Here is a 23,421-nt window from a genome sequence, read left to right as displayed (position 1 = left end):
CATCTTAGTTACCATCAACTGGAGCTCCAGCTTGACCCGATGGCATCCGGCTGCTTTTCTATTCCCAATCACAAGAATGTTTAAATTAGGTTACGTGAACAGGAAGTTTCTTAAAATCTAAGAGTTTTTTATCACACCCAATAAGATATCGAGATTGTTTTTTCTCTGAAATGATGGGTAAATCACAAAAACTGTGGGATTTTCCCAAGTTGACATGGAGCCTCTGTCGGCGTGGTTCCGCCAGCCTTGCCGCTAGGCTGCATAAATGCTGGGCTAGTCGGCCAGTCAGGCTACCACGTCGACCTCTCCGTGTAAACAGGGAAAATCATAATCCCACATAAAAAGTGATTGAGCCGAAAAGATTATTATTGATAGCGAAATAAAACTATTTTAATTGGTGTGAACGAGTTAGCGAATCACCTGATCTAACTCAGAATGAATTGGCTACACAAGTTTCTTTCTACTGGCAGAAACTCCTGCTTCATTATAGAATGAAAAGGAAATAGACATTGCCTGGAATACTTAAGTTAAGACTTCGGAGGACTTCCCATGTTTCGAAACCGACTCCTTGTTATACCGCTGCTGCTGCTCACCCTCACAGGGTGCGCCAGCCGGAGCAAGCCCGAACTCAAGCCGCAGATCTACACCTCGGCTCCCATCGCCACCAATCTGAGGACATCCACAGTCCCTGAAGGCATGTTTCCCTATGATAACCTGCCGGCCATGAAAAAAGCCCGGCTGGATCAGGATCCCAACCTGGGCGAAATCAATGCCGTTCCGATCCTGAGCCCGGTTCCCGACGGACTGAAGCCGGCCTATCGGGCCAATCCCGATGAAGTCCTGGTGGAATATCAGGATGAGCTGGCGAAGCGTACCATCCGGGTCTATGGTTTCTTTACCGAAGAGCCCACTTCTCTCCTGGAAGAACACATCCAGGAAACTTACTTCCATAACACCACCATTGTCGGCCGCAGCTTCTATATTCTGGCGGAATACAATCCCGACCAGGAACGGGAAGCTTATACCCTGGAAGGTCAGTGGTTCATCCACGTGTTCGCCTCCGGCATCGAAGAGGATGAGTTCAAGCGGCTCCTGGGCACCCTGAAGCTTTCCTCACTGGATTAGTCACATCTGGCTCGGAACCCTGTGGCCACAAGCCCGTCGTGCCATCACCGGCGGTTCGGGATCACAGCTGCTCAACCGCTCAACATTCACTGTTAAATGTTCAATGCGCAAAACCGGACAGCCGATCCCGCAGGATCGGCTGTCCGGTTTTTTGCAGCTTCCTGGCGGCAAGTCCTCCGCCAAGGGAACGGGAGCAGGGTCCTAGAACTGAAAGCGCTTGGGGAAGAGTCCGAACAGTCCGCCGGTATGGATGAACAGAATGTTTTCGGCTCCCTGGAACCAGTGGCTGTCCTTCTCCAGTTCGGTCAGCAGGCCGCGCATGGCTTTTCCGGTGTAGACCGGATCCAGTACAATGCCTTCTGTCCGGCCGAAGGTGCGGAGAAACTCCAGCTCCTCGGCAGTGGACAGCGCATAACCCCGTCCGACATAACCGTCAATGAGCCGGATCTGTTCTGCCGGCAAATCAATGGGTCCCTGATACCCGGAAAATTCCTGGGTGATGGCCAGAATCCGGTCCCGGAAATAGGCCGCATCCCCGGCAATGGGTATACCGGTCACCTGCCGGCCTGAACCCAGTGCCGCATTCCCCAGCATCAGTCCGGCACAGGTCCCGCCGGATCCGACGGCGCAGACCACATGGTCAAAGGTAATGCCCAGGGTTTTTTCCTGCTCCATAATTTCCTGCCAGGCAGCATAGTAGCCAAAGGTACCGATGCCATTGGACGCACCGACCGGAATCAGGTAGGGTGTCCGGCCCTGCGCGATCAGAGCGGCCTTTGCCTGCTCCATGATCTCCGACAGCCGCTCGGCGTAGTCCCTGGCGGACACAAACCGAATCCTGGCTCCCAGAAGATCATCCAGCAGATAGTTGCCATCCAGCGGCTGCTTCTCATCCGCTGCCAGGATCAAGTGACATTCCAGCCCCAGTCGGACGCAGGCTGCCGCTGTTGCCCGGGCATGGTTGGACTGAATGCCGCCCGTGGTGACAATGGTATCGGCTCCTTGCGCCAGTGCTTCGGCCAGGGCAAATTCCAGCTTGCGGACCTTGTTGCCGGACAGCTCCAGCCCCGTCTGATCATCCCGTTTGATCCACAGATTGCGCCCCAGCCACTGGGAAGTATTCTCCAGAGGATCGATCCGGGTGGGCAGATTCGCCAACTTCAGCCGAGCTTGTGTAATATCCTTCATGCTCTCTCCTTCTTTCGTCACGAAATTCTAACGCTTTGTTCACGACACGTTAATGATAATGACTATCAATAAAATCCAGGCCATGGTATATTAGAAGTACAGAAAATAGCAGTTCGCACAACCGATATTTTCATATTTCCCCCTTACACGATTAGTACATTTCCCCTGAGAGCAGTTTCCCCGACTGCTCTTTTTTTCGTCCATCAGACCATCTCAGTCTTTCAGGTCATTACTGTCAGATCTGTCATTGCTGTCATTCATACAACATCATTATAACCCACAATACAGAGCACATGTCGAGCGCTGAACACTGGCCGACAGAATCGGGTTCAGGGTTGTCTGCGCCGGATTTTAGCAGTCCGAACCGAAAAAGACCCGGAAGTCCGGCGCAATGTAGCGCCGGTCTTTCGGGTCTTGGGTGATTTCATGGACTTCGTAGGTGCTGGATTTCTCAGGGGCATCGACTGCCTCTGCGTTTTTCCCAGATGCCGTTTATGATGAGGGCTTACTGTTTTTTCACCTGAGCCGTCGCTTCCGTTGCATCTGCTGTTCCGGATGCCGGGATGGTCAGAAGAATCGATGAGATGGCCAGCAGAACCATGATCAGGTTGAACAGCAGCGCGATGGCGGCGGCAAATCGAACTACAATGTTGTCAACCCGGCCGAGGAAGAGTCCTTCGGCAAAAACTATGTCTCCATTGGTCAGACCGGTAAAGAGAGCGGCGGAGATGGCGATGCCAAGCGCCGCGCCCAGGGAAGAAGACATTTTATAGATTCCGGCTGCGGATCCAGCCTGCTCAGCCGGCACGGTGGACAGCGCCGCATCCGTCGAGGGGGTGGCATAGAAACCCAGACCGGTGCCGAACAGGGTGAAGCCGATGGTGGCGACGATCCGATACTGACTGGCCAGGAGAAAGGTGAAGGTCAGCAGCAGAATGCCCAGGCCGGTGATGGCGCTGCCCAGGAGCATGGGACGGCGGGGTCCCCATTTCTGAAGCAGCTTCTCACCGATTCGGATGGTGATCAGAATCGCGATCAGATAGCCGATGGTCAGAAGGCCCGCTTCGAACGAAGTCATTCCGGCTCCGATCTGTACGAGGGACAGGGTGACCATGAGGGTACCGGCGGCGGAGTTGAGCAGGAAATTGGACAGGGTTGCTCCCCGGTACATCCGGTTGCGGAACAGCCCAAAATCGATGAAGGGCACCGATGCTTTGCGCTCGATGATGAAGAACGCACCCAGGGCAGCAACGGCGACCACGGCCAGTCCGATTACTGCCGTGCTGGTCCAGCCCAGACTGGCGCCCTGGCCGATGACCAGGTTCAGTGCCACCATCCCCAGCATGAAGGTCAGAATCCCCGGCACATCATATCCCCGGGCTGATCCGGAAGACGCCTGCCTGCTTTCCGGAGTGCCCTGGATCAGTGTCAGGCTCAAAAGGGCCGCCGCGACGGAGATCCAGAAGATCCAGCGCCAGCCGATGGTGGTCGCCAGAAGACCGCCAAAGAGCGAGGTCAGTCCGGAACCGCCCCAGGAGCCCATGGAGAAGTAGCTGATGGCTCGCTGCCGGTCGGCTCCCTGGTAGTAAGTCTTGATCAGAGCCAGCGTGCTGGGCATGATGCAGGCAGCCGACAGTCCCTGAATGACTCGGCCAAGAATGAGGAAAGCGGCGGTTCCGGTGGGTGACAGCGCGATGAGGGCCGATCCAATGATGCTCAGCGTCAGTCCGATCCGGATGATCCGGACCCGGCCGATCCGATCACTGATGCCGCCCAGGACGACGATAAACATGCCGGAGAACAGCGCGGTGATGCTCACCGCCAGGTTGCTGCTGGTCATATCGATGCCAAGGTCGGCCCGCATCGTGGGCGCAATGTTCAGAGTGGTCTGAGCAAACAGAGAAAACGTGAGAACAGCCAGCACGATTCCGATGAGCAGCTGATTCGTGCCCCGGTATTCCCGGGCTGAGGTTTTATTTTGCTTCATGTGCATCTCCCTATCTTTCTTGATTGGATTTCAAATGGTGCGATGAATCAGAGTCCGATCCGTTCAGGCAGCCGTCTGGTCCATCTGGCACGGATGGCTGCTAAGCTTTGGCTTTGGCAGGCGGTACCGTCGCCAGGATGGAAATGATGGCAACCAGGACCATGAAGAGGTTAAACAGCAGCGCAATGGCAGCGGCGTAGCGAACGGCGATATTGTCCTGCCGGCCCCAGAACAGCCCTTCCAGAAATTCAACGTGGCCATTGCTCAGCACGGTAAACAGCGCGGCGGAGATCGCAACGCCAAAGGCCGCGCCCAGCGAGGATGCCATTTTGTAGATCCCGGAGGCGGAACCGGCTTTCTCCGCCGGCACCGTGGACAGGGCCGCATCCGTGGACGGTGTGGCGTAAAAGCCAAGACCGATGCCGAACAGGGTGAAGCCGATGACGGCCAGAAAGATATACTGGCTGGCAAGAATGAACGTGAAGGACAGGAGGAAAATGCCAAGACCGGTGATGGCGCTGCCCAGAAGCATCGGCTTGCGAGCCCCCCATTTCTGGAGGAGCTTCTCCCCTACCCGGATGGTCAGAAGGATCGCAATCAGATAGCCGATGGTAAGCATACCCGCCTGAAACGATGACATGCCGGCCGCGATCTGGACCAGGGACAGGGCAACCATGAGCGTGCCGGCGGCACCGTTCAGGAGAAAATTCGACAGCGTCGCCCCGGTGTAGGTTTTGTTGGCAAACAGTTTGAAATCGATGAAGGGAGCGGCGGACAGCTTCTCGATCCGGAAGAAAACTGCCAGGGCGGCCAGAGCCAGAACCCCCAATCCCAGGGTGAGCGGGCTCACCCAGCCCAGCCGGGCACCCTGGCCGATGACAACATTCCAGGCGACCATGCCGACCATAAAAGATAAAATGCCGGGGAGATCCACACCTTTCCCGGACTGGGAACCCTCGCTGTGGCTTTCCGGAGTACCAGCCAGCAGGACATAGCTCATCACCGCGACCAGAATCGAAATCCAGAAAATCCAGCGCCAGCCGATGGTGGAAGCCAGAATGCCGCCGAACAGAGAGCACAGACCCGATCCTCCCCAGGAACCAATGGACCAGTAGCTGACCGCGCGCTGGCGTGCCGCTCCGGAGTAATAGCTCTTAATCAGCGCCAGGGTGCTCGGCATGATGCAGGCAGCGGACAGGCCCTGAATAATCCGTCCGGCAATGAGAAACAAGGGAGCGCCGGAAGGTGACAGCGCAATCAGCAGTGATCCCAGAATGCTCAGTCCAAGACCGATCCGGGTAATCCGGAGTCGGCCGACACGGTCGCTGATGCCCCCGAAGACAACGATGAAAATCCCGGAAAACAGCGCGGTGATGCTGACAGCCAGATTGCTGCTGCTCACGTCAATGGCCAGATCCTCCCGCATCGCAGGCGCAATGTTAAGCGTAGTCTGGGCAAAAAGCCAGAAGGTAATGACGCCAAGGACGATGCCCAGCAGCAGCCTGTCATTGCCTTCGTATTGTTTCGTAGATGTATTTGCAGTTTCCAAATCGAACGCCCCTTTAACTTTTGTTTATTCGAATAAGCATTATACCATTTTTTATTTGTAAATTCATCACCTTTTCGGTAACAGCCAAAGTTTTTTTGAATCATTCCAAGTGATATTTCCATTTCTTTCTGAACGGTTCCGCTGCCGCTGCTTCCGTCTGGTCTCGTCTGAACCTGTCTGTCTCCGCCTGTTTCTCTCTGTGCCAGACTGTACCCGACTGTACCCGTCTGTCCCCATTTACTTCTCTCTGTCCCGTCCGGATTCCACTGCCCCCGACTGATTCCATCCGGCTGCTGTTCACCCATCCCGTCAGAGGCTGGATCGGTTCCATCGATATCTCCGGGGGCATGAACTGTTAAAAAAAGACACCCGCAAGGGCTATTGCCCGAGCTGGTGCCGATGGTCTGGTTTCCGGTTGTATTTTTTATTCCAACGCAGCATTGCCCGCTCAACGGCGGGCAATGCTAAGTGGCTCTATTTGGTCCGCAAAGACTCGGGATGGTCCGTAAAACCATGATAATCCGTAAAGACCCTGATGATCCGCCAGATCGTGGATAGTCCGGGGGCTGGATGACTGGCATAGAAGATAGCGGATCAGTTCTGCTTGAGATCTTCGCCAACGATCAGAACTTCCGGATCCAGCTGGATCTCGTAGAGGTCCCGTACCGTCTTCTGGACGAAGGCGATAAGCTCCAGCACATCCTGAGCGGTGGCGTTGTTCTTGTTGATGATGAAGCCGGAGTGCTTGTCGGACACTGCCGCGCCGTTATGTTCATAGCCTTTGAGTCCGGCGTCCTGAATCAGTTTTCCGGCATAGTGGCCAACGGGCCGCTTAAAGGTGGACCCGGCGGATGGATATTCCAGTGGCTGCTTGTCCTCGCGTTTTTTGGTCAGGTCGGCGATCCGGGCCTGGATCGAGTCATAGGATCCCGGGGTCAGCTTCATGCGGGCCTGAATGACGATATCCCCGCGGGTCTTCACCCGGGAGGTCCGGTAGCCCAGTTCCAGCTCATCCCGGGTCAGCACCTGCTTCTCCCCCTGCGGGGTGACGATGGTGACGGATTCCAGAACATGGCTCATCTCCCCGTCATAGGCACCGGCGTTCATAAAGACGGCGCCGCCCAGGGTTCCCGGGATGCCGCAGGCAAACTCCAGTCCGGACAGGTGATGAGTCAGGGCCAGATCGGATAATTTTTTGAGCTCCGCGCCGGAATCGGCAATGATGCAGTCCCCTTCTACCCGGATCTGATTGAGCTGTTCCAGCTTGATCACCAGTCCTCGGATTCCGCCGTCGCGGACCACCAGGTTGGAGCCGTTGCCGATAATGAAACAGGGAATGTCCTCCTGACGCGCCTGGCTCAGGATGCATTCCAGTTCCGACTGGGAAGAGGGCAGGACCATAATATCGGCCGGTCCGCCCAACTTGAAATTCGTGTGGTTTTTCATCGGCTCGTCAATCAGGATTTTCTCCTGGGGAAGGCAAGCCTCCAGCCGTTTGGCAAATTCTAAATATTGATTCATGTTAACTCCAACTTTCATACTAGCCGGGGAGGCGGCAGCCCCTGAGGGACCGGCCGTCCGCTCACCCAGTGCAGGGTTTTCTTTGGATCAGGGGTTCCCTGCATCCTGTTATATCTTACGGCAATCTGCCATAACACTTCAATCTATTATATACCAGAGTGACCTGCTTCGGAAATAGTCCGGCGGATCTGTCTTGTCCAAATTGCCTGAAGAAGGCTCGAAAGCCTGATGAGGTCTAGGTTTCCGGATCCGGCCGCTGAGCCCCGGACTCCGACTGCTCCCAGTTTATTGCTTCCGGTTCGGCCTCCGGCACTATCCGGTCCGTTTCATTTTTCGGAAGATCCCGGTCCGGCCCGGCCGGATTCTCCGGAGACTCTGCCGGATCAGTTAGTCGTTGACTGCTGTCGCCTTCTGGTATCGGCGGATCGAAAAATGACCGAACCGCCAGAGCCGCGCGTTTGTCCATGGCCGGAACGGACTGCAGCTCCTCCAGGGAAGCGGCCCGGATGGCCTCAATGCTGCCAAACTTCAGCAGCAGATTCTTGCGCCGGCGCTCGCCGATGCCCGGAATGTCGTCCAGCACGGACCGGATCTGAGTCCGCTTGCGCAAGGAGCGGTGGTAGGTAATGGCAAAGCGGTGGACCTCGTCCTGAATCCGGGTGATGAAATGCAGCACATTGCTGTAGCCGCTCAGATTTATTTCCTGATTGCGGTAGATCAGCCCCCGGGTACGGTGGCGGTCATCCTTGACCAGTCCGGCCACCGGGATTTCCAGGTTCAGGCCGCGCAGCACGTCCTCCGCCAGGGACACCTGGCCCTTGCCCCCATCCATCAGGATCAGGTCCGGGAAGAAGGAGAACTTGCCCTGCCGGATTTCCAGTTCGGAATCCTTCATTCGCTGAATTTCCTCCAGGCCGCGCTGGAAGCGCCGAACCATGATTTCACGCAGGGAGTCGTAGTCATTGGGTCCCTGAACGGTTTTGATCTTAAAGCGGCGGTAGTCGGACGACTTGGGCTTGCCCTCCTCAAACACCACCATGGAGCCGACGCTGTCCACACCGGCGATGTTGGAGATGTCGAAGGACTCAATGCGGTGCGGGAATTCCTCGAGTTCCAGCAAAGCGGCCAGGGATTCCAGGGCTTCCTCGCCCAGGGCGGTTTCCTTGAGAATCTTGCCCTTGAACGCGGACAGCGTGACTTCGGCGTTGCGCCGCACCAGCTCCACCAGACGCTTCTTGTCGCCCCGGCGGGGAACTTCCAGCCGGACCTGAGTGCCCTTCTTCAGGGTCAGGAACTGCTCGATCAGCTCCGGCTCCTCCACTTCCTGGGAATAGATGATCCGGGGGATATAGGCAGTCTTGCCGTAGAAGGATTCCAGGAACTCGCCCATCAGAGACTCGGGGGACTGATCCAGGGTATCGGTCACAATGAAGTGCTCCCGCCCCTGAATCTTGCCGTCGCGCTGGAAGAAGACCTGAATGCAGGTATCGGTCTCGTCCTGGAAAAGCGCCACATAGTCCTCGTCAGACTCCTTCTGGGCAAAGTAGATTTTCTGCTTTTTCTGCACCTTGTCAATGGCCAGGTACTGGTCGCGCAGCCGGGCGGCCCGCTCAAAGTCCAACGCTTCCGCAGCTGCCTCCATGTCGCGCTTGAGCTGCTTTTTCATGCCGGGATCGCCGCCGTTGAGCAGCTCCATGATTTCCTCGATCATGGCGCCGTATTCCGCCTTGGAAATATAGCCGGCACAGGGCGCCTTGCACAGGCCCATGTGGTAGTTGAGGCAGGGCCTGGTATAGGGTCCCCCCTCCAGGATGGTCCGGCTGCAGGTCCGGATGGGATAAATGGCCTTGATGGACTCCAGCGTCTCATACACGGAGTTGACGTCGGTGAAAGGACCGAAGTAGCGCGATCCGTCCTTGGGCGTCTGGCGCGTCATGAACACCCTGGGGAAATCTTCCTTCAGGGTGATTTTGATGAAGGGAAAGCGCTTGTCGTCCTTCAGGTTGATGTTGTATTTGGGCAGATGTTCCTTGATCAGGTTCTGCTCGAGAATCAGCGACTCAATTTCCGAGTCGGTGACGATGTATTCAAATTCCGCCACATGGGACACCATGAGGCGGGTTTTGGTATCCAGCCGCTGGGAATTTCGGAAGTACTGGCGAACCCGGTTTTTCAGGATCTTGGCCTTGCCGATATAGATGATCTCGCCCCGGGCGTCCTTCATAATATAAACGCCGGGGGAGTCGGGCAGGATTTTCAGCTGGTGTTCAAAATCAAACATAGACGGGACTCCTTGCGAGAATAATCGTTCAGCGGCTGTTCCAGTAGTTCAGGAGATCCCTGACCACCGGAATGGCCTGCTGGGCACCGGTGTTTTCCTTGACGTCCGCCAGATCCTCCATCACCACCGCAAAGGCGATGCGGGGATTCTTCTGCGGGGCAAAGCCGATGAACCAGGCATGAACCCGGGTGCCATCGGACACTTCAAACTGAGCAGTGCCGGTCTTGCCGGCTCCCGAATTGCGGTCCAGGGAGCGGTAGCTTGAGCCGCCGGACTTGACGTTCTGGATCATCATGGCTTTGACGGTGGCGGCGACTTCCTGGGACAGGGCCTGCGTCAGGACCGGCTCGCCGGCCTGAGACACCACCTTGCCGTCCTTATCGGTAATCTGTGAAATCAAGGCTGGCGCAGCCAGCTGGCCGTCATTGGCTACTGCCGCGGCCACCATGGCCATCTGCAGCGGGGTTGCCGCAACCGCTCCCTGACCGATGGCGGTGAGGGCCTTATCCCCCTTGGCGTATTCGCCCAGGGTCGGAAACACCGACTTGCGGGCCTTCAGCCCCTGCATTTCAATGGGCTGATTGAAGCCCAGGGCTTCCGCCGTCCGGCGCAGCTGCTCGTTGGTCAGCTCGATGCCGAGGCTGCCGAAGATGTAGTTGGAGGAATTGGTGAAGGCGGACTGCAGGTTCATTTCCCCGTAGACGTTGTTGTTGAAGTTGTTCAGGCGCGATCCATCCGGGAACTCAATGTAGCCTTTGTCCTCAAAGACGCGTTCCCGGAGTCCGGGCAGATACTCCAGGCCGGCGGCCAGGGTGATGGTCTTCATGGTGGAACCCGGGGCGAACACCGAGTTCACCGCCCGGTTGATCAGCGGCGCTGTGGCGGCGTAATCCTTGTCCGAATTGACTTTCTTCATGACTTCGTCCAGTCGGGCGGCGGAGAAGCCGGGACTCGAAACCATGGCCAGAATTTCTCCGGTTCTGGGATCCAATGCCACCACGGAACCCTTGCGGCCGTCCATGGCCTCGTAGGCGGCCTTCTGCAGGCCGGAATCCAGGGTCAGGTGCAGGGACTGGCCGACCTGCTTCTTGGTGACGCCCTCTTCGGGATTCAGCAGGGATGAGAGAAAATCAAGGGTCAGGAGTTCATCCACGCCAGGCTGCTTGGACAGGATCTGATCCATGGTGGATTCCAGGCCCGTGACGGAATACTTGGCGGAGACATAGCCCAGGATATTGCCGTAGGGCTCGCCGCCCGGGTACTCCCGGGTCTGGGTACCGTCCTCGTGCAGCACGCTGCGGGAGAGGACTTTGCCGCTGCGGTCGAAGATGGAACCGCGCAGCACTTTGTTGCGGGCCTCGGCATTGCGCCGGTTGCCGGCATCGGTGCGCAGACTCTCGGCCCGGGTGACCTGGAAGTATCCCAGGTAGGACATCAGGCCGATGAACATGGCCAGTATGACGGCCGCTACCCGCTTGATGTTGCGGTGCAGCAGGCGCCGCTGCGCCTCAAAATCGACCTCATAGCGGGCTTCCAGATCCAGGTCGGACAGATCGGCCGGCGGAGTCGATTCGCCTTTGGCCGTTCCCTGCCTGGAAGCCGGTTGATCCGGTGCGTAGACGAAGGAATCGAGATCCGCCGAGCCGGCGGACTGCCCGGGATAGACAAAGGTCTCCGGGGTCAGGTCCTGCGGAGCGGTCGACTGGTTCGGGACAGACGGCGAACTGTATTTTCGATTGCGATGAAAGAATGACATTTAGGCCGCCTCCTCTGATGTTTTCTGGATGATGCCCAGGGCGAAAAATACCGTTAGCATTGATGTTCCGCCATAGCTGATCAGGGGCATGGTGATGCCGGTCAGCGGAATGACGTTAAGCACGCCGCCGACGATGACGATGGCCTGCATGGCGATCATGGTGGAAAAGCCGACGGTCAGGAGCGAGGAAAAGATGCTGCGCACATTCAGGGCTACCCGGATGCTGCGGTAAAACATCAGGAAATAGATTATCAGAATGCCCATGCTGAAGATGACGCCGAATTCCTCCGCCAGAATGGCGAAAATATAATCGGATTCGCGGACCGGAATCAGGGACGGGCTGCCCTGGTAAAGCCCCCGGCCCAGCAGACCGCCGGAAGCGATGGCATACAGGCCCTGAACGATCTGATAGCCGTAGCCGTTGCGGTCACTGAACGGGTCCAGCCACATCCGCACCCGGACCTTGATGTGGTCAAACACATAGAAGCTGGCCACCGCTCCCACCGAGCCGATGCCTAAAGCGGCCGCCACATACTTCAGGCGATTGGTGGCGACATAAAGCATGGTCAGGGCGATGGATGCAAAGATCAGGGCAGAGCCCAGATCCTTCTGCAGCACCATGAAGCCCAGGGTTACCGCCACGACAATCGTCGGTTCGATCAGACTGCGCAGATCCCGGTACTTGCGCAAGGCGCTGGCCATGTAAAGAACAAAGAAAATCTTGCCGAATTCACTGGGCTGAAAGGAAACGCCTTTGATAAACACCCAGTTCTTCGCCCCGTTGATTTCCCGACCAAACAGCATGGCCATGGACACAAACACCAGCGTCAGGATCAGATAGAGGTAGCGCAGGCGGGCAAACCGCTTTAAGTCGGGCAGGACGATCACAATGCCGCAGTACAGCGCGACGCCCAGGATGAACCAGAGCACCTGACGGATGGCCAAGGCCGAGTTGACCCGATAGATCATGGCGATGCCGATGACCGAGAGCATGGTGGCAAAGGATACCAGGTATTTGTCGCCCTGGCTGAAAAAGCGCTGGACGATCAGATGGGCGTACCAGATGAGCACGCACAGAACCAGCCCGATGATCAGGGCTCCGGGGTCCATGGGACGTGCCGCGATGGCGATATTGGCGAACAGAGCCATGGTCAGGAAATAAACCGACCCGGCCAGGCCGTTGCGTTTTGGCTTCATATGCAAGTCCTCCTAGTTGATGACGCGCAGAACGGTCGAACCCAGGGTGATCAGGTCGTTGACCCTCAGGTAGGTTTTCTGTTCCAGCCGGTGCTGATTCAGTTTCGTTCCGTTGGTGGTATCCAGATCCTCAATGACATAACGCCCCTCATGCACAAAAAAACGCAGATGATGGTACGAAACGTACGGATCATGGAGCACCACCGAATTGTCGTCCTTGCGCCCCAGCGTCATGCCGCTGCGCAGCGGAATCACCGTGCCTTTGCGCAGCTTCGGATCGGCCCCGCTTTCAACTACCTCCAGCGCCCACTGCACCTGGGTTGGCGTCAGCGGCTGGCGGTCCGCCGCATCCACGTCCCGCTTCATAAGACGCAGGGCCCGAAAAATAAAAAAGTATAATGTCAGGATAAAGATCACAGAAAAACCCGTGGCGATAATACCCGTCAGATCCATGTCCAATCCCCCCTTTCTCACTCAATGGTTGATAACACGATATCGCATTGACATGAAAAGAAAATTAATCTTTCCAAAGCTTCAATGCCTAACCCTCAGTCTAGCAAAAATCCCCGGATAAGAAGTTAAAATCCGGTAAAGAGCGATCAGCCCATTCGCAACGCCATTCATCGTGTCCTTCATAACTCCCCCATGTTTGAAGCGAGTCCTTCCCCCAGCAAATCCTCCTGTCATCCAGACGAACCGGTCGAACCGGACTGCCCGCCGGATAACAAACAGCTTTCCTAACATGCCGGCTTTGGGCATGATAAGAAAGCTGTTGAAGAATGAAAGAGTATGTCCTTCCGAGCAGGCAGTGAATCCTTCGAAAAGGCAGATCCGCTACCGAGCAGAAACTGTCGTTGCAGTTCAGTCGTACCAGGAGCTGTTTGAGTTAAGGCATTGAACATCCTGGGCAGAGTGGGCTGCCTTGGGATCAGGAGCGCAGTGGTCAAGGGATCAGTGATCCTGGCGGGTGGAGATGTCGGGCATGATTCTGACAGGACGAGGTCTCTGATTATACAGCCACAGGTTGCACACGATCAGAAATGCCAGGTATGGAAGCATCATGAGGCTCAATTCGCCGTCATTGAGGAAAGGTCTGATCCAGACCAGCAGCCCAAGCAGGGCCAGATACAGGATCAGTTCCACCAATCCGGCGGTTCGGCGCGAGAGCTGGTCATACAGCCGGATGCGGCGGACCCAGTAATACACCGGAAAGGCCGCCAGAACTCCGAAGAGCCAGGGAGCGGCGATTCCACTTTTCATCAGCAGCGAGGAGCTGAGATACAGGGCAAACAGACTGCCCTTTCCGCTCAGGAATTTCAACGCCCTGACTGAATCCGGACCAAGTGCCGCCCGGTCTGATTCCGATTGAAGCTGCGGATAGCGCCGCCTGACGGTCTCCATGAACTGTTCCAGTGACCCCCGCGAACCGTCTTCCCGGAGTGATGCTCCGGTGAATGGCAATGGAACCAGGGGGGCTCGATCTTTGCGGGCGAATAGCCAGGCATCGCGGTCTCCGGGAAGAAACCACAGAGTCAGAGCGGTCGCCTGCCTGAGGTCTGCGCCGGAAAGATCGGTCAGATTCAGCAGATGATGCCCGCTCAAAACCAGGGTTCCGTTCAGTCCGACGGATTCGGCCTGAGCCAGAAGATCCGCTTTGGTCTGGCTCAGGTCAAGCCCGCGCAGATTCCGATGCTGGCGCAGGCGATCCAGAAGTGCGGCTCCGGTTGCCAGCATGAAAGCAATCAGCCCCCACAGCAGCAACACCCGGAACAGTCCCGGCAGGAGCCGGTCGGAACTGACCTGATTCAGCCAGGGCGTGGCTGCCAGAAAGGCGGCCAGCGCGGTCAAGGCACCTAATAACGCGCTGGTCAGCAGGACCAGTCGACGATGAAGCAGTTGTCGGATGGAATGTGATGAATCCACGGTTCTCCTTTCGCAGGCAGCGGTCTCTGGTGTTTGCTCAAAGATCAGGGGAAGTAATCCGGCTTTCTGTATTGATAGAAGAAAAGTTGACGGTGAATCACCGGAAGGATCAGGAACGGCCGGCCCGATACAAAATCGGACCGGCCGTTGCTCGAGTCGTCGAATTAGAGAGCGGCGATGAGCTTGTCCAGGTCGGACTTGACCTTGGCAATGGTCTCCTCTGTGGGAGCGCCGTTGAATTCGGTCTCGCCGTAGGATTCGTACTTCATGCGCCGATCCTCCAGAAGTTCGTTGTACTCCTTGAGGCAGCCGCCGCTCCAGCCGTAGCTGCCGAAGTAGACCGCCTTGCGATGAGTGATCATCTTGCGGCCCATTTCATCCAGCGTGGATGCCATGGGGGGGAACATCTTGTATTCATAGGTGGGCGCTGCTACCACCAGGCCCTTGGATTCCAGGGTGTGCATCAGGACGGTGCCAAGATCCGTTTCGGGAACCTTCAGCATGACCACGGGCACTTCCTTCTCTTCCAGGTAAGCCTTGGCGATGTGAGCCATCTTTTCGGTATTGCCGTACATGCTGCCGTAGAGAATCGTAACCTGCGGTTCCGCATTGCCCTTGGCATACTCGACATAGCGCCGATAATCCGCAATGACATGAGATGCCAGCTCCGGCGAATCCCAGACCAGTCCGTGGCCTGGGCAGATCATCTGGATGGGCAGATTCTCAATCTTGGTAATGCCCCGCAGGACAAAGGGCGAGAAGGTATTGAGGATAGCGCCGAAATAGCGCAGCTGCTCCTGCTCCAGGTGAACCAGCGTGGCTTCGTCGGTCTCGGAGGCCAGATTCTGCTCCAGCTTTCCGAAGGATCCGAAGGCGTCGCAGCTGAACAGGCAGCCGGACTGCTCCTCGAAGGTCATCATCGTATCGGGCCAGTGGATGTTCGGCGTTTTCTTAAAGCGCAGACGGACCTCGTTGCCCAGATCCAGGGTTTCATCATCCGTGATCTCATGGATCACGCCTTCGAAGCCGTAGAAAGCGCGCAGCAGCGCCGCGGATTCCTTGGTGCAGTAAATTTCAAAGTTGGAATGCAGTTTCTTAAAATCCTCAATCCAGCCGGAGTGGTCCGGTTCCATATGGTTGATGATGAGGTAGCGGATGGAATCCAGCGTCACATTGGCTTCATCCAGCAGCTTGTAGAGCGTCTCCGGAACTCCATCCCAGCCGCAGAAGCCATCGATGATGGCCGTCCGTTCGCCCTTGACGATATAGGAGTTGAGAGTAACACCATGGGGCATATGCCACATGCCCTCAAAAAGCAGCCCTTCCACATTCATGGAGAGCAGTGTAATATTTTTGGCAATTTCTCTGGTCATAGTATCCTCCGATTTTATGCGATATATATTCATGTTATCACGAACTGTCGATCCTGACAGTTTTTTTTCATAGTTTGCCGGAAAAACCGGTTCGAGCCGATCCATGGCTCAAATTCGAACCGGACCGATCCTCCGGTCAAACCGGCCCGACCTCACCCCGGGTCTGGGGCAGGCCGGGCCGGACATGCTTCGGCTATTCTTTTTTCTTGCGGGGACGGCCTGGTTTTTTCGCCGCTGGAGCATCCGCGGTTTTGTCCGTCGGCTCCGCGTCGGCTTTTTTTGCCTTGCCGGCGGTCTGGCGGGCCGGTTTGGTTTTGACCGGGATCTGCCGGGCTGCTTCCAGCTGGGGCTTGAGATACTGTCCGGTATAGGAGATGGGCAGCGCCGCAATCTCCTCCGGGGTGCCGGTGGCCAGAATGGTGCCGCCGCGGTCACCGCCTTCGGGTCCGAGGTCGATGATGTGGTCGCAGGATTTGATCACATCCAGGTTGTGTTCGATGACGATGACGGTATTGCCGGCATCGACCAGGCGCTGGAGGATGTCGATGAGCTTGCCCACATCGTGAATGTGGAGCCCGGTGGTCGGCTCATCCAGAATATAGAGTGTCTTGCCGGTGGAGCGCTTGGACAGCTCGTAGGCCAGCTTGACCCGCTGCGCCTCGCCGCCCGAAAGAAGCGTGGAGGGCTGGCCCAGCCGGATATAGCCCAGTCCGACATCCATCAGGGTCTGAATTTTGTTGCGGATCCGGGACTGGTTCTCGAAGAACTCATAGGCTTCCTCCACCGTCATGTCCAGAACCTGCCAGATGCTCTTGCCCTTGTATTTGACTTCCAGGGTTTCGCGGTTGTAGCGCTTGCCGCCGCAGACCTCGCAGGGCACGTAGACATCGGACAGGAACTGCATTTCGATCCGGATGATACCGTCACCGCTGCAGGCTTCGCAGCGCCCGCCCTTAACATTGAAGGAGAAGCGGCCCAGCTTATAGCCCCGGGCCTTGGCTTCCGGCGTGGAAGCGTACAGTTCCCGGATCAGGTCGAAGGCACCGGTGTAGGTGGCGGGATTGGACCGGGGGGTCCGGCCAATGGGGCTCTGATCTATGTCAATGATCTTATCGATGAATTCCGCGCCCAGGATATCCCGGTGCTTGCCGGGGATGGTGCGGGTCTTGTTGATCTTGCGGTTTAGGCCCTTGTAGAGCACTTCGTTCACCAGGGTGCTCTTGCCCGAGCCGGATACGCCGGTGACGGCCACCAGAGCGCCCAGCGGGAAGTCCACGTCGATCTCCTTGAGATTGTTCTCTTTGGCACCCAGCACCCGGATACGATCGCCGGACCCCGGCCGGCGGACCGCGGGCACCTCGATGCGCCGGCGGCCCGTCAGGTAGTCCGCCGTAATGGAACGGGGGGACTGCTTGACTTCTTCCAGGGTGCCGGCCGCTACGACCTCGCCGCCGTGCTCGCCGGCGCCGGGACCGATGTCCACAATGTAGTCCGCGTTGCGGATCGTGTCCTCATCATGCTCCACCACCACCAGCGTGTTACCGGCATCGCGCAGAGCCTTCAAGGTCGCGATGAGCTTGTCATTGTCGCGCTGGTGCAGCCCGATGCTGGGCTCATCCAGAATATACAGCACGCCCATCAGGGACGAGCCGATCTGCGTCGCCAGACGGATGCGCTGGGCTTCTCCGCCCGAGAGGGTGCCGGCCCGGCGGGCCAGGTCCAGATAATCCAGCCCGACATTGGTCAGGAAGGACAGCCTGGCTTTGATCTCCGTCAGGATCTGCTCGGCAATGGCCGCTTCCTTTTCCGACAGCACCAGTTCCTTGATGAAGGCCAGTTCATCGCCCACCGACAGCGCGGTGAATTCCGAGATGTTCTTGCCGCCCACGGTCACGGCCAGAGCTTCCTGGCTCAGCCGCTGACCGTGGCACTTGGGGCAGGGATTGTCGCTCATGAACTGCTCGACTTCCTGCTTCATCCAGTCGGATCCCGTCTCCATGTAGCGGCGCTTCAGGTTGTTGATCTCCCCCTCATAGGCATGGCTGTAGACGCCCTGAGTGTAATTCTTGGTGTAGTGGACCTTGAGCTTTTCCCCGTTCGTGCCGTACAGCAGGATCTGCTGAATCTCCGGGGGCAGTTCCTGGAAGGGTGTGCTCAGGTCAAATTTGTAGCGCTTGGCCAGAGCATTGAGGATGCCCATGGTCCAGGAATTTTCCTTGAGCCGGCCATCGCCCCAGGAGGCGAAGGCCCCTTCCATAAGGGACTTGGAACGGTCAGGCACCACCAGGTCCTCGTCGATCTCCATCAGGGTGCCGATGCCGTCGCAGACATCGCATTTTCCCCAGGGGGAGTTGAAGGAAAAGGTGCGGGGCTCCAGCTCGGCAATGCCGACCTGGTGATCGGGGCAGGCGAAATGCTCGGAGAAGAGCAGATCCTCCTGGCCGTCAACGGTGATGATGACGGTCCCCTCCCCCAGCTTCAGCGCCTGTTCCAGGGAACCGGTCAGGCGGGTGCGGATGTCTTCCTTTACGATGAGGCGGTCGATGACGGCCTCGATGTTGTGCCGCAGGTTCTTCTCCAGGACAATTTCCTCTTCGGTGATGTCATACAGGCTGCCGTCCACCCGGGCCCGGACGAAGCCGTTGCGCCGGATGGATTCAATAACCTTCTCGTGTTCGCCCTTGCGGCCGCGGACCATGGGTGCCAGGATCTGGATCTTGGACCGCTCCGGCAGCTCCAGAATCTTATCCACCATCTGATCGACGGTCTGGCGGGAGATTTCCCGGTGGCAGACCGGACAGTGCGGAATGCCGATGCGGGCAAACAGCAGGCGCAGGTAATCATAGACCTCCGTCACCGTTCCCACCGTGGAGCGTGGGTTGCGGGAGGTGGTCTTCTGGTCGATGGAGATGGCCGGCGACAGGCCCTCGATGGATTCCACATCGGGCTTGTCCATGTTGCCCAGGAACTGCCGGGCATAGGCCGACAGCGATTCGACGTAGCGGCGCTGGCCTTCGGCATACAGCGTATCGAAGGCCAGGGACGTCTTGCCCGAACCGGACAGGCCGGTGAACACCACCAGCTGGTCGCGGGGGATGTCCAGGCTCACGTTCTTCAGATTGTTGACCTTGGCTCCCCGGATGGATATTTTATCTCTCATGGCTGCTACTTACCGCTCCTTACTTTCGTCAGTTCCTTGCGCAGCTTGAACAGCTCGTCCCGAAGGTAGGCTGCCTGCTCAAACTGCAGATCCTTGGAAGCTCTCTTCATGTCGGCTTCCAGTTTTTTCACCGTCTGTTCCAGCTGTTTGACGTCATAGGTCATGGCATCCTCCAGCGACTTGTATTCCACGGTCTCCTCCGCCAGCTTCGAGATCTCGATGACATCCCGGATCCCCTTGAGGATGGTCTGGGGCACAATCCCGTGCGCCTGGTTATGCGCTTCCTGAATCGCCCGGCGCCGGTTGGTTTCTCCGATGGCCCGGGTCATGGAGTTGGTCATGTTGTCGGCGTACATGATGACTTTGCTTGCGGAGTTTCGGGCTGCCCGGCCGATGGTCTGAATCAGCGAGGTTTCCGAACGCAGGAAGCCTTCCTTGTCGGCATCGAGAATCGCCACCAGCGCCACCTCCGGAATATCCAGACCCTCACGCAGAAGGTTGATGCCGATGAGGACATCGGCCTCGCCCAGCCGCAGATCGCGGATGATGCGCATCCGCTCAATGGTGTCAATTTCCGAATGCATGTAGGTGACCTTAAGGCCCAGATCCTGGAAGTACTTGGTCAGATCTTCGGCCATGCGCTTGGTCAGGGTGGTGACCAGAACCCGGAAGCCCTTCTCGATGGTCCGGTTGATTTCGTTGTAGAGATCGTCCATCTGGCCCTTGATGGGACGCACGATGACCTCGGGATCCAGCAGGCCGGTGGGTCGGATGACCTGTTCGGCGACGACGGCAGAATGCTCCTTTTCGTAGGGACCCGGCGTGGCCGAAACGAACAGGCACTGCCCGATCTTGCCCTCAAACTCGGCAAAGGTCAGCGGCCGGTTGTCATAGGCGGCCGGGATGCGGAAGCCGTAATCCACCAGGGACTGCTTGCGCGAGCGGTCCCCCGACTGCATGGCCCTTACCTGAGGCAGCGTGACGTGGCTCTCATCGATGAAGAGCAGGAAATCATCGGGGAAGTAGTCGATGAGGGTGTGAGGCGGCGTGCCCGGTGCCCGACCGTCCAGAATCCGGGAGTAGTTCTCGATGCCCGAGCAGTACCCCATTTCCTGGATCATCTCCATGTCGAACTGGGTACGCTGCTTGAGGCGCTGGGCTTCCAGCAGCTTGTCCTGGGAAGTCAGCTCCTTGAGCCGCACTTCCAGCTCCAGCGCGATCTGATCCAGCGCGGGCTTAAGCTTTTGCTCCGACGTGGCAAAGTGGGACGCCGGACGGATGAAGACGTGATTGAGATCCGTGAGGATCTCACCAGTCAGGATGTCAAATTCACGGATCCGCTCGACCTCATCGCCGAAGAACTCCACCCGGATGGCCCGCTCGCTGGTAAAGGGCGGAACGATGTCCAGGACATCGCCCCGGACCCGGAAGGTGGAAGTGGTAAAATCCACATCGTTGCGCTCGAACTGCATCTCGATGAGCTTGCGGATGATGTCGTCCCGATCCTTCATCATGCCCGGCCGCAAAGACAGGGACAGGTTGCGGTACTCGTCGGGATTACCCAGACCGTAGATGCAGGAAACGGAAGCGACGATGATGACGTCACGGCGCTCGAACAGGGAGTTGGTGGCGGAGTGGCGGAGCTTTTCGATCTCATCGTTGATGGAGGAATCCTTCTCGATGAAGGTATCGGAGGAGGCCACATAGGCTTCCGGCTGGTAATAGTCATAATAGGAAACGAAGTATTCCACGGCGGAATCCGGGAAAAAATCCCGGAACTCGGAGCAAAGCTGCGCCGCCAGGGTTTTGTTGTGGGCAAGCACCAGGGTGGGCCGCTGGGTCCGTTCGATGATGTTCGCCATGGTGAAGGTCTTGCCGGAGCCGGTGACGCCCATCAGGGTCTGGAACCGGTTGCCGGCATTGATGGAATCCACCAGGGTATCGATGGCCTGGGGCTGATCCCCCGTCGGCTGAAACTTTGAATTGATCTTGAAGGTCCCTTCCATCGCGCTTCCTCCTTTGCATAATATAAACATACGTTCTAAATATACCACCTGAAATCTGCCTAGTAAAGTCAGTCTGGTTTAACGTCCCATGAACTTTGTATGACTTTTTCCCGTTCCATCCGGCGGAAAAAGGCCTGTTTGACACAGGCCTGGCTCAGATGCGCCGGCAGGGCGCGGTCTGGGTATTTGAGCGGAAAAAAGCTATTTATGCTGGTTGAGAATCTCGCGGGACTGGAGAAATTTTTCCAGCCGGGTTTCATAGCCGGCCTTCATGTAGACCTCGTAGGGGATGTCCTCGGTGCCAGTGAGCTCGCGCTTGATGTACTTGATCAGGGGCGGATTCATGACCAGGATCGGTCCCATCAGGTTGGTGCCGATGAAGTTCTTGTAGTGGATGCCTTCCAGCTTGCTCTTGCGGTTGAACCCGTGGCCGCGCTCAACCACCAGGAAGGGCATGCGGTCATTGCCGTACTGTTCAGTAAAGCGGGCATCGTAGCCCATGATGGGCTGACCCAGGAACCGGCCCAGAACGGTGCTGTCGTGGCGGTCCTTCATATTGCGCCGGGTGGTAAAGGGCAGCAGCTCCAGGGTGGGCAGCTTGCTGCCATCGGGCAGTTCGATGGACTTGCCGAAGATCTCCAGGGCGCTGTTGACAATGAGGAAGAAGGTTCCCCCCTCGATCAGCTCCTGCAGGCGGTCCCGGTACGGGGTCAGATGGCGGGTCACCGCCGCCAGGTTGGCCTCCGTCATGGGTCCCATGTAGACCAGGTCTACTTTCTCTCGGGCAAGGTGGGGTAGCTCGGTGATCTCGGTATACGCAAACTCCGCGTCGGGAAAGGTTTTTTCCAGGTATTCGACATTGCCCCGGTCGCCATACAGGATGAATCCGGGATATAGAATTTCGATGATCATTGCTGTCCCTCCAGTCGCCGGACTAACTCATCGCGGATGAATTCCGCTTCCTTCCGGCTGGGCACATGGATGCCGTGCAGGATAAAGATGTCCCCCGGCTGATTCAGGCTGACCAGTTCGGGCACCCGCTGGTAGTCATCCAGGGCGCGAATGTTCGCCTCCGGGATGCCGGCCATGAGGGCACGCACCACCAGGTCGTTGGACCGCCAGCTGTTGATGATGAGGCGGTTGAGGTCTTCGCCGGCCAGGTATTCAAAGTCGGTATCATAGAACCAGGCCAGGTTTTCGTCATAACGGGTGGCCTGATGATCATCGTTGGCGATGATGACGGTCTTGGGTCCGGCATGCTTCTTGATGGCATCGAACACGCGAGAGTTGGCGATGGGGTTCATGCGCTTGGCGCAGAACAGATAGATCGTGCGATCCCCGACGCGGGTGGCGTTGTAGCGGGAGCTGACCACACGCAGCCGGCCCATGGCTTCGGCCAGCTCCTGCCGGCTCAGGCCGAATTCGCGCAGTGCGCTGTAGGCGGCCAGCTGGTTGTAGATCGCTTCCGTCGTGCCCAGGATCAGGGGGAGCTCCACAGCTTCTCCGGCCTCCTCCACGAACAGCTTGCGCTCGGTGTAGTCAACGGCGGTGACAACGTACTTCGGAGTCGGATTGGTAAAGCCGCAGTCCGGGCAGTGGGCCCGGCCGATGTGGTGATACCGCACAAAATCCCAATGCAGCGGTGCGCCGCAGCGGGGGCAGTACCGGATGTCCTTCAGGCGGGAATCCCGCCGCTCTTCTTCCCCTTCCAGGGGAGCGATGGAGAAAAACACCCGCTCGTTGCCGGCGCCGATCTGAGAACTGATCAGGTCATCGGCGTTGAGGACCAGTCTGGTTGAAGCCGGAATGCCCTCTTCAATGGTCGCCTTGATAAAGTCCGTGTGGGCGTTCCGTTTATAGGAATCCTGATACAGGTTGGTAATGATTAAAAGATCCGGGGTCACATGGCGGAAGATCCGGGGCGTCCAGCGCTCATCCACTTCCAGGATGGCCAGTTCGGACTTCTTGCGGCCGGCCAGGTCCAGGTTGTCGGCCAGTGTCGTGATGATGCCGGAGTCCGTATTGGATCCGATGCTGTTGTTAACGATCCGGTCATGGCGCATGGACAGTATGTCCAGCATCATGTTGGAGGTGGTGGTTTTTCCGTTGGTGCCCGTAACGGCGATGATGCGCTTCGGTTTTGGCAGGTGCTTCAGGTAGTCGCGGTCAATGCGGGCCGAGACCACGCCGGGCAGGTAGGTGCCCTGCCGCTTCAAGAGCTGGAGTCCCAGCCGGGCGGCTTTGCCGCCATAGAGCGCCAGCCGGTATCTGAGGGTTGACATAGCTTATCCTCTCCCAATGATTTCTTCCTTTATTATAACAGCAACCAACCGGCCCTCTGAGGCATTCCGTGAT

At 57.5% G+C, this 23,421-nt stretch carries 13 protein-coding genes and 2 pseudogenes; 1 reads left to right on the top strand and 14 read right to left on the bottom strand.

From position 1 onward, the window contains the following. The first annotated feature begins 549 nt into the window (after positions 1 to 549). Entirely contained in the window at positions 550 to 1,125 is a 576-nt protein-coding gene (locus NQU17_00295; GenBank protein ID UUM12037.1) for a hypothetical protein, read from the top strand. A 201-nt stretch (positions 1,126 to 1,326) separates the two neighbouring features. Here NQU17_00295 and NQU17_00290 read toward each other — a convergent pair whose 3' ends face one another. The 14 genes and pseudogenes from NQU17_00290 to NQU17_00225 form a co-directional block, all read right to left on the bottom strand. After that, positions 1,327 to 2,313, bottom strand: a complete 987-nt coding sequence (locus tag NQU17_00290) for a D-cysteine desulfhydrase family protein (GenBank protein UUM12036.1) — start codon at positions 2,311 to 2,313, stop codon at positions 1,327 to 1,329. Positions 2,314 to 2,818: 505 nt separating this feature from the next. Then, positions 2,819 to 4,300: an MFS transporter gene (locus NQU17_00285; GenBank protein UUM12035.1), complete on the bottom strand. Its 1,482-nt coding sequence runs from the start codon at positions 4,298 to 4,300 to the stop codon at positions 2,819 to 2,821. Between the two features lie 100 nt (positions 4,301 to 4,400). Then, positions 4,401 to 5,849, bottom strand: a complete 1,449-nt coding sequence (locus tag NQU17_00280; protein ID UUM12034.1) for an MFS transporter — start codon at positions 5,847 to 5,849, stop codon at positions 4,401 to 4,403. A 594-nt stretch (positions 5,850 to 6,443) separates the two neighbouring features. Then, complete coding sequence (gene murB, locus NQU17_00275; protein UUM12033.1) at positions 6,444 to 7,370, bottom strand: UDP-N-acetylmuramate dehydrogenase; 927 nt, start codon at positions 7,368 to 7,370, stop codon at positions 6,444 to 6,446. A 427-nt stretch (positions 7,371 to 7,797) separates the two neighbouring features. Further along, positions 7,798 to 9,651: pseudogene (gene uvrC / locus NQU17_00270) on the bottom strand (excinuclease ABC subunit UvrC). 28 nt (positions 9,652 to 9,679) lie between these two features. Then, complete coding sequence (locus NQU17_00265) at positions 9,680 to 11,407, bottom strand: penicillin-binding protein 2 (GenBank protein ID UUM12032.1); 1,728 nt, start codon at positions 11,405 to 11,407, stop codon at positions 9,680 to 9,682. Further along, a complete protein-coding gene (locus NQU17_00260; GenBank protein ID UUM12031.1) occupies positions 11,408 to 12,604 on the bottom strand; it encodes an FtsW/RodA/SpoVE family cell cycle protein in 1,197 nt (398 codons plus the stop codon). Between the two features lie 12 nt (positions 12,605 to 12,616). Beyond that, a complete protein-coding gene (locus NQU17_00255; protein UUM12030.1) occupies positions 12,617 to 13,057 on the bottom strand; it encodes an FHA domain-containing protein in 441 nt (146 codons plus the stop codon). Positions 13,058 to 13,555: 498 nt separating this feature from the next. Next, complete coding sequence (locus NQU17_00250; protein UUM12029.1) at positions 13,556 to 14,527, bottom strand: hypothetical protein; 972 nt, start codon at positions 14,525 to 14,527, stop codon at positions 13,556 to 13,558. A 164-nt stretch (positions 14,528 to 14,691) separates the two neighbouring features. Next, positions 14,692 to 15,900, bottom strand: a complete 1,209-nt coding sequence (locus tag NQU17_00245) for an FprA family A-type flavoprotein (GenBank protein UUM12028.1) — start codon at positions 15,898 to 15,900, stop codon at positions 14,692 to 14,694. 340 nt (positions 15,901 to 16,240) lie between these two features. Next, a pseudogene (uvrA, locus tag NQU17_00240) lies at positions 16,241 to 19,060 on the bottom strand (excinuclease ABC subunit UvrA). 5 nt (positions 19,061 to 19,065) lie between these two features. Further along, positions 19,066 to 21,066 carry an excinuclease ABC subunit UvrB gene (gene uvrB / locus NQU17_00235; GenBank protein UUM12027.1) on the bottom strand — a complete coding sequence of 667 codons (2,001 nt, stop codon included), beginning with the start codon at positions 21,064 to 21,066 and terminating at the stop codon, positions 19,066 to 19,068. A gap of 201 nt (positions 21,067 to 21,267) precedes the next feature. After that, complete coding sequence (locus NQU17_00230; GenBank protein UUM12026.1) at positions 21,268 to 21,978, bottom strand: hypothetical protein; 711 nt, start codon at positions 21,976 to 21,978, stop codon at positions 21,268 to 21,270. Continuing rightward, positions 21,975 to 23,348, bottom strand: coding sequence for a MurT ligase domain-containing protein (locus tag NQU17_00225; protein ID UUM12025.1), 1,374 nt, complete (start codon positions 23,346 to 23,348; stop codon positions 21,975 to 21,977). The genes NQU17_00230 and NQU17_00225 overlap by 4 nt, the downstream gene beginning before the upstream one ends. Positions 23,349 to 23,421: the final 73 nt, after the last annotated feature.

It is taken from the genome of Clostridiaceae bacterium HFYG-1003, from assembly GCA_024579835.1.
In the GTDB taxonomy this organism is placed as follows: domain Bacteria; phylum Bacillota; class Clostridia; order Clostridiales; family Clostridiaceae; genus JG1575.
Note: the sequence above shows the minus strand (reverse complement) of the source record. Positions and strands in the feature narration are given on the sequence as shown.

Coding starts and splice junctions, on each gene's coding strand:
- NQU17_00295 (UUM12037.1), top strand. CDS start 550: ATGTTTCGAAACCGACTCCTTGTTATACCGCTGCTGCTGCTCACCCTC.
- NQU17_00290 (UUM12036.1), bottom strand. CDS start 2,313: ATGAAGGATATTACACAAGCTCGGCTGAAGTTGGCGAATCTGCCCACC.
- NQU17_00285 (UUM12035.1), bottom strand. CDS start 4,300: ATGAAGCAAAATAAAACCTCAGCCCGGGAATACCGGGGCACGAATCAG.
- murB (UUM12033.1), bottom strand. CDS start 7,370: ATGAATCAATATTTAGAATTTGCCAAACGGCTGGAGGCTTGCCTTCCC.
- NQU17_00265 (UUM12032.1), bottom strand. CDS start 11,407: ATGTCATTCTTTCATCGCAATCGAAAATACAGTTCGCCGTCTGTCCCG.
- NQU17_00260 (UUM12031.1), bottom strand. CDS start 12,604: ATGAAGCCAAAACGCAACGGCCTGGCCGGGTCGGTTTATTTCCTGACC.
- NQU17_00255 (UUM12030.1), bottom strand. CDS start 13,057: ATGGATCTGACGGGTATTATCGCCACGGGTTTTTCTGTGATCTTTATC.
- NQU17_00245 (UUM12028.1), bottom strand. CDS start 15,900: ATGACCAGAGAAATTGCCAAAAATATTACACTGCTCTCCATGAATGTG.
- uvrB (UUM12027.1), bottom strand. CDS start 21,066: ATGGAAGGGACCTTCAAGATCAATTCAAAGTTTCAGCCGACGGGGGAT.
- NQU17_00230 (UUM12026.1), bottom strand. CDS start 21,978: ATGATCATCGAAATTCTATATCCCGGATTCATCCTGTATGGCGACCGG.
- NQU17_00225 (UUM12025.1), bottom strand. CDS start 23,348: ATGTCAACCCTCAGATACCGGCTGGCGCTCTATGGCGGCAAAGCCGCC.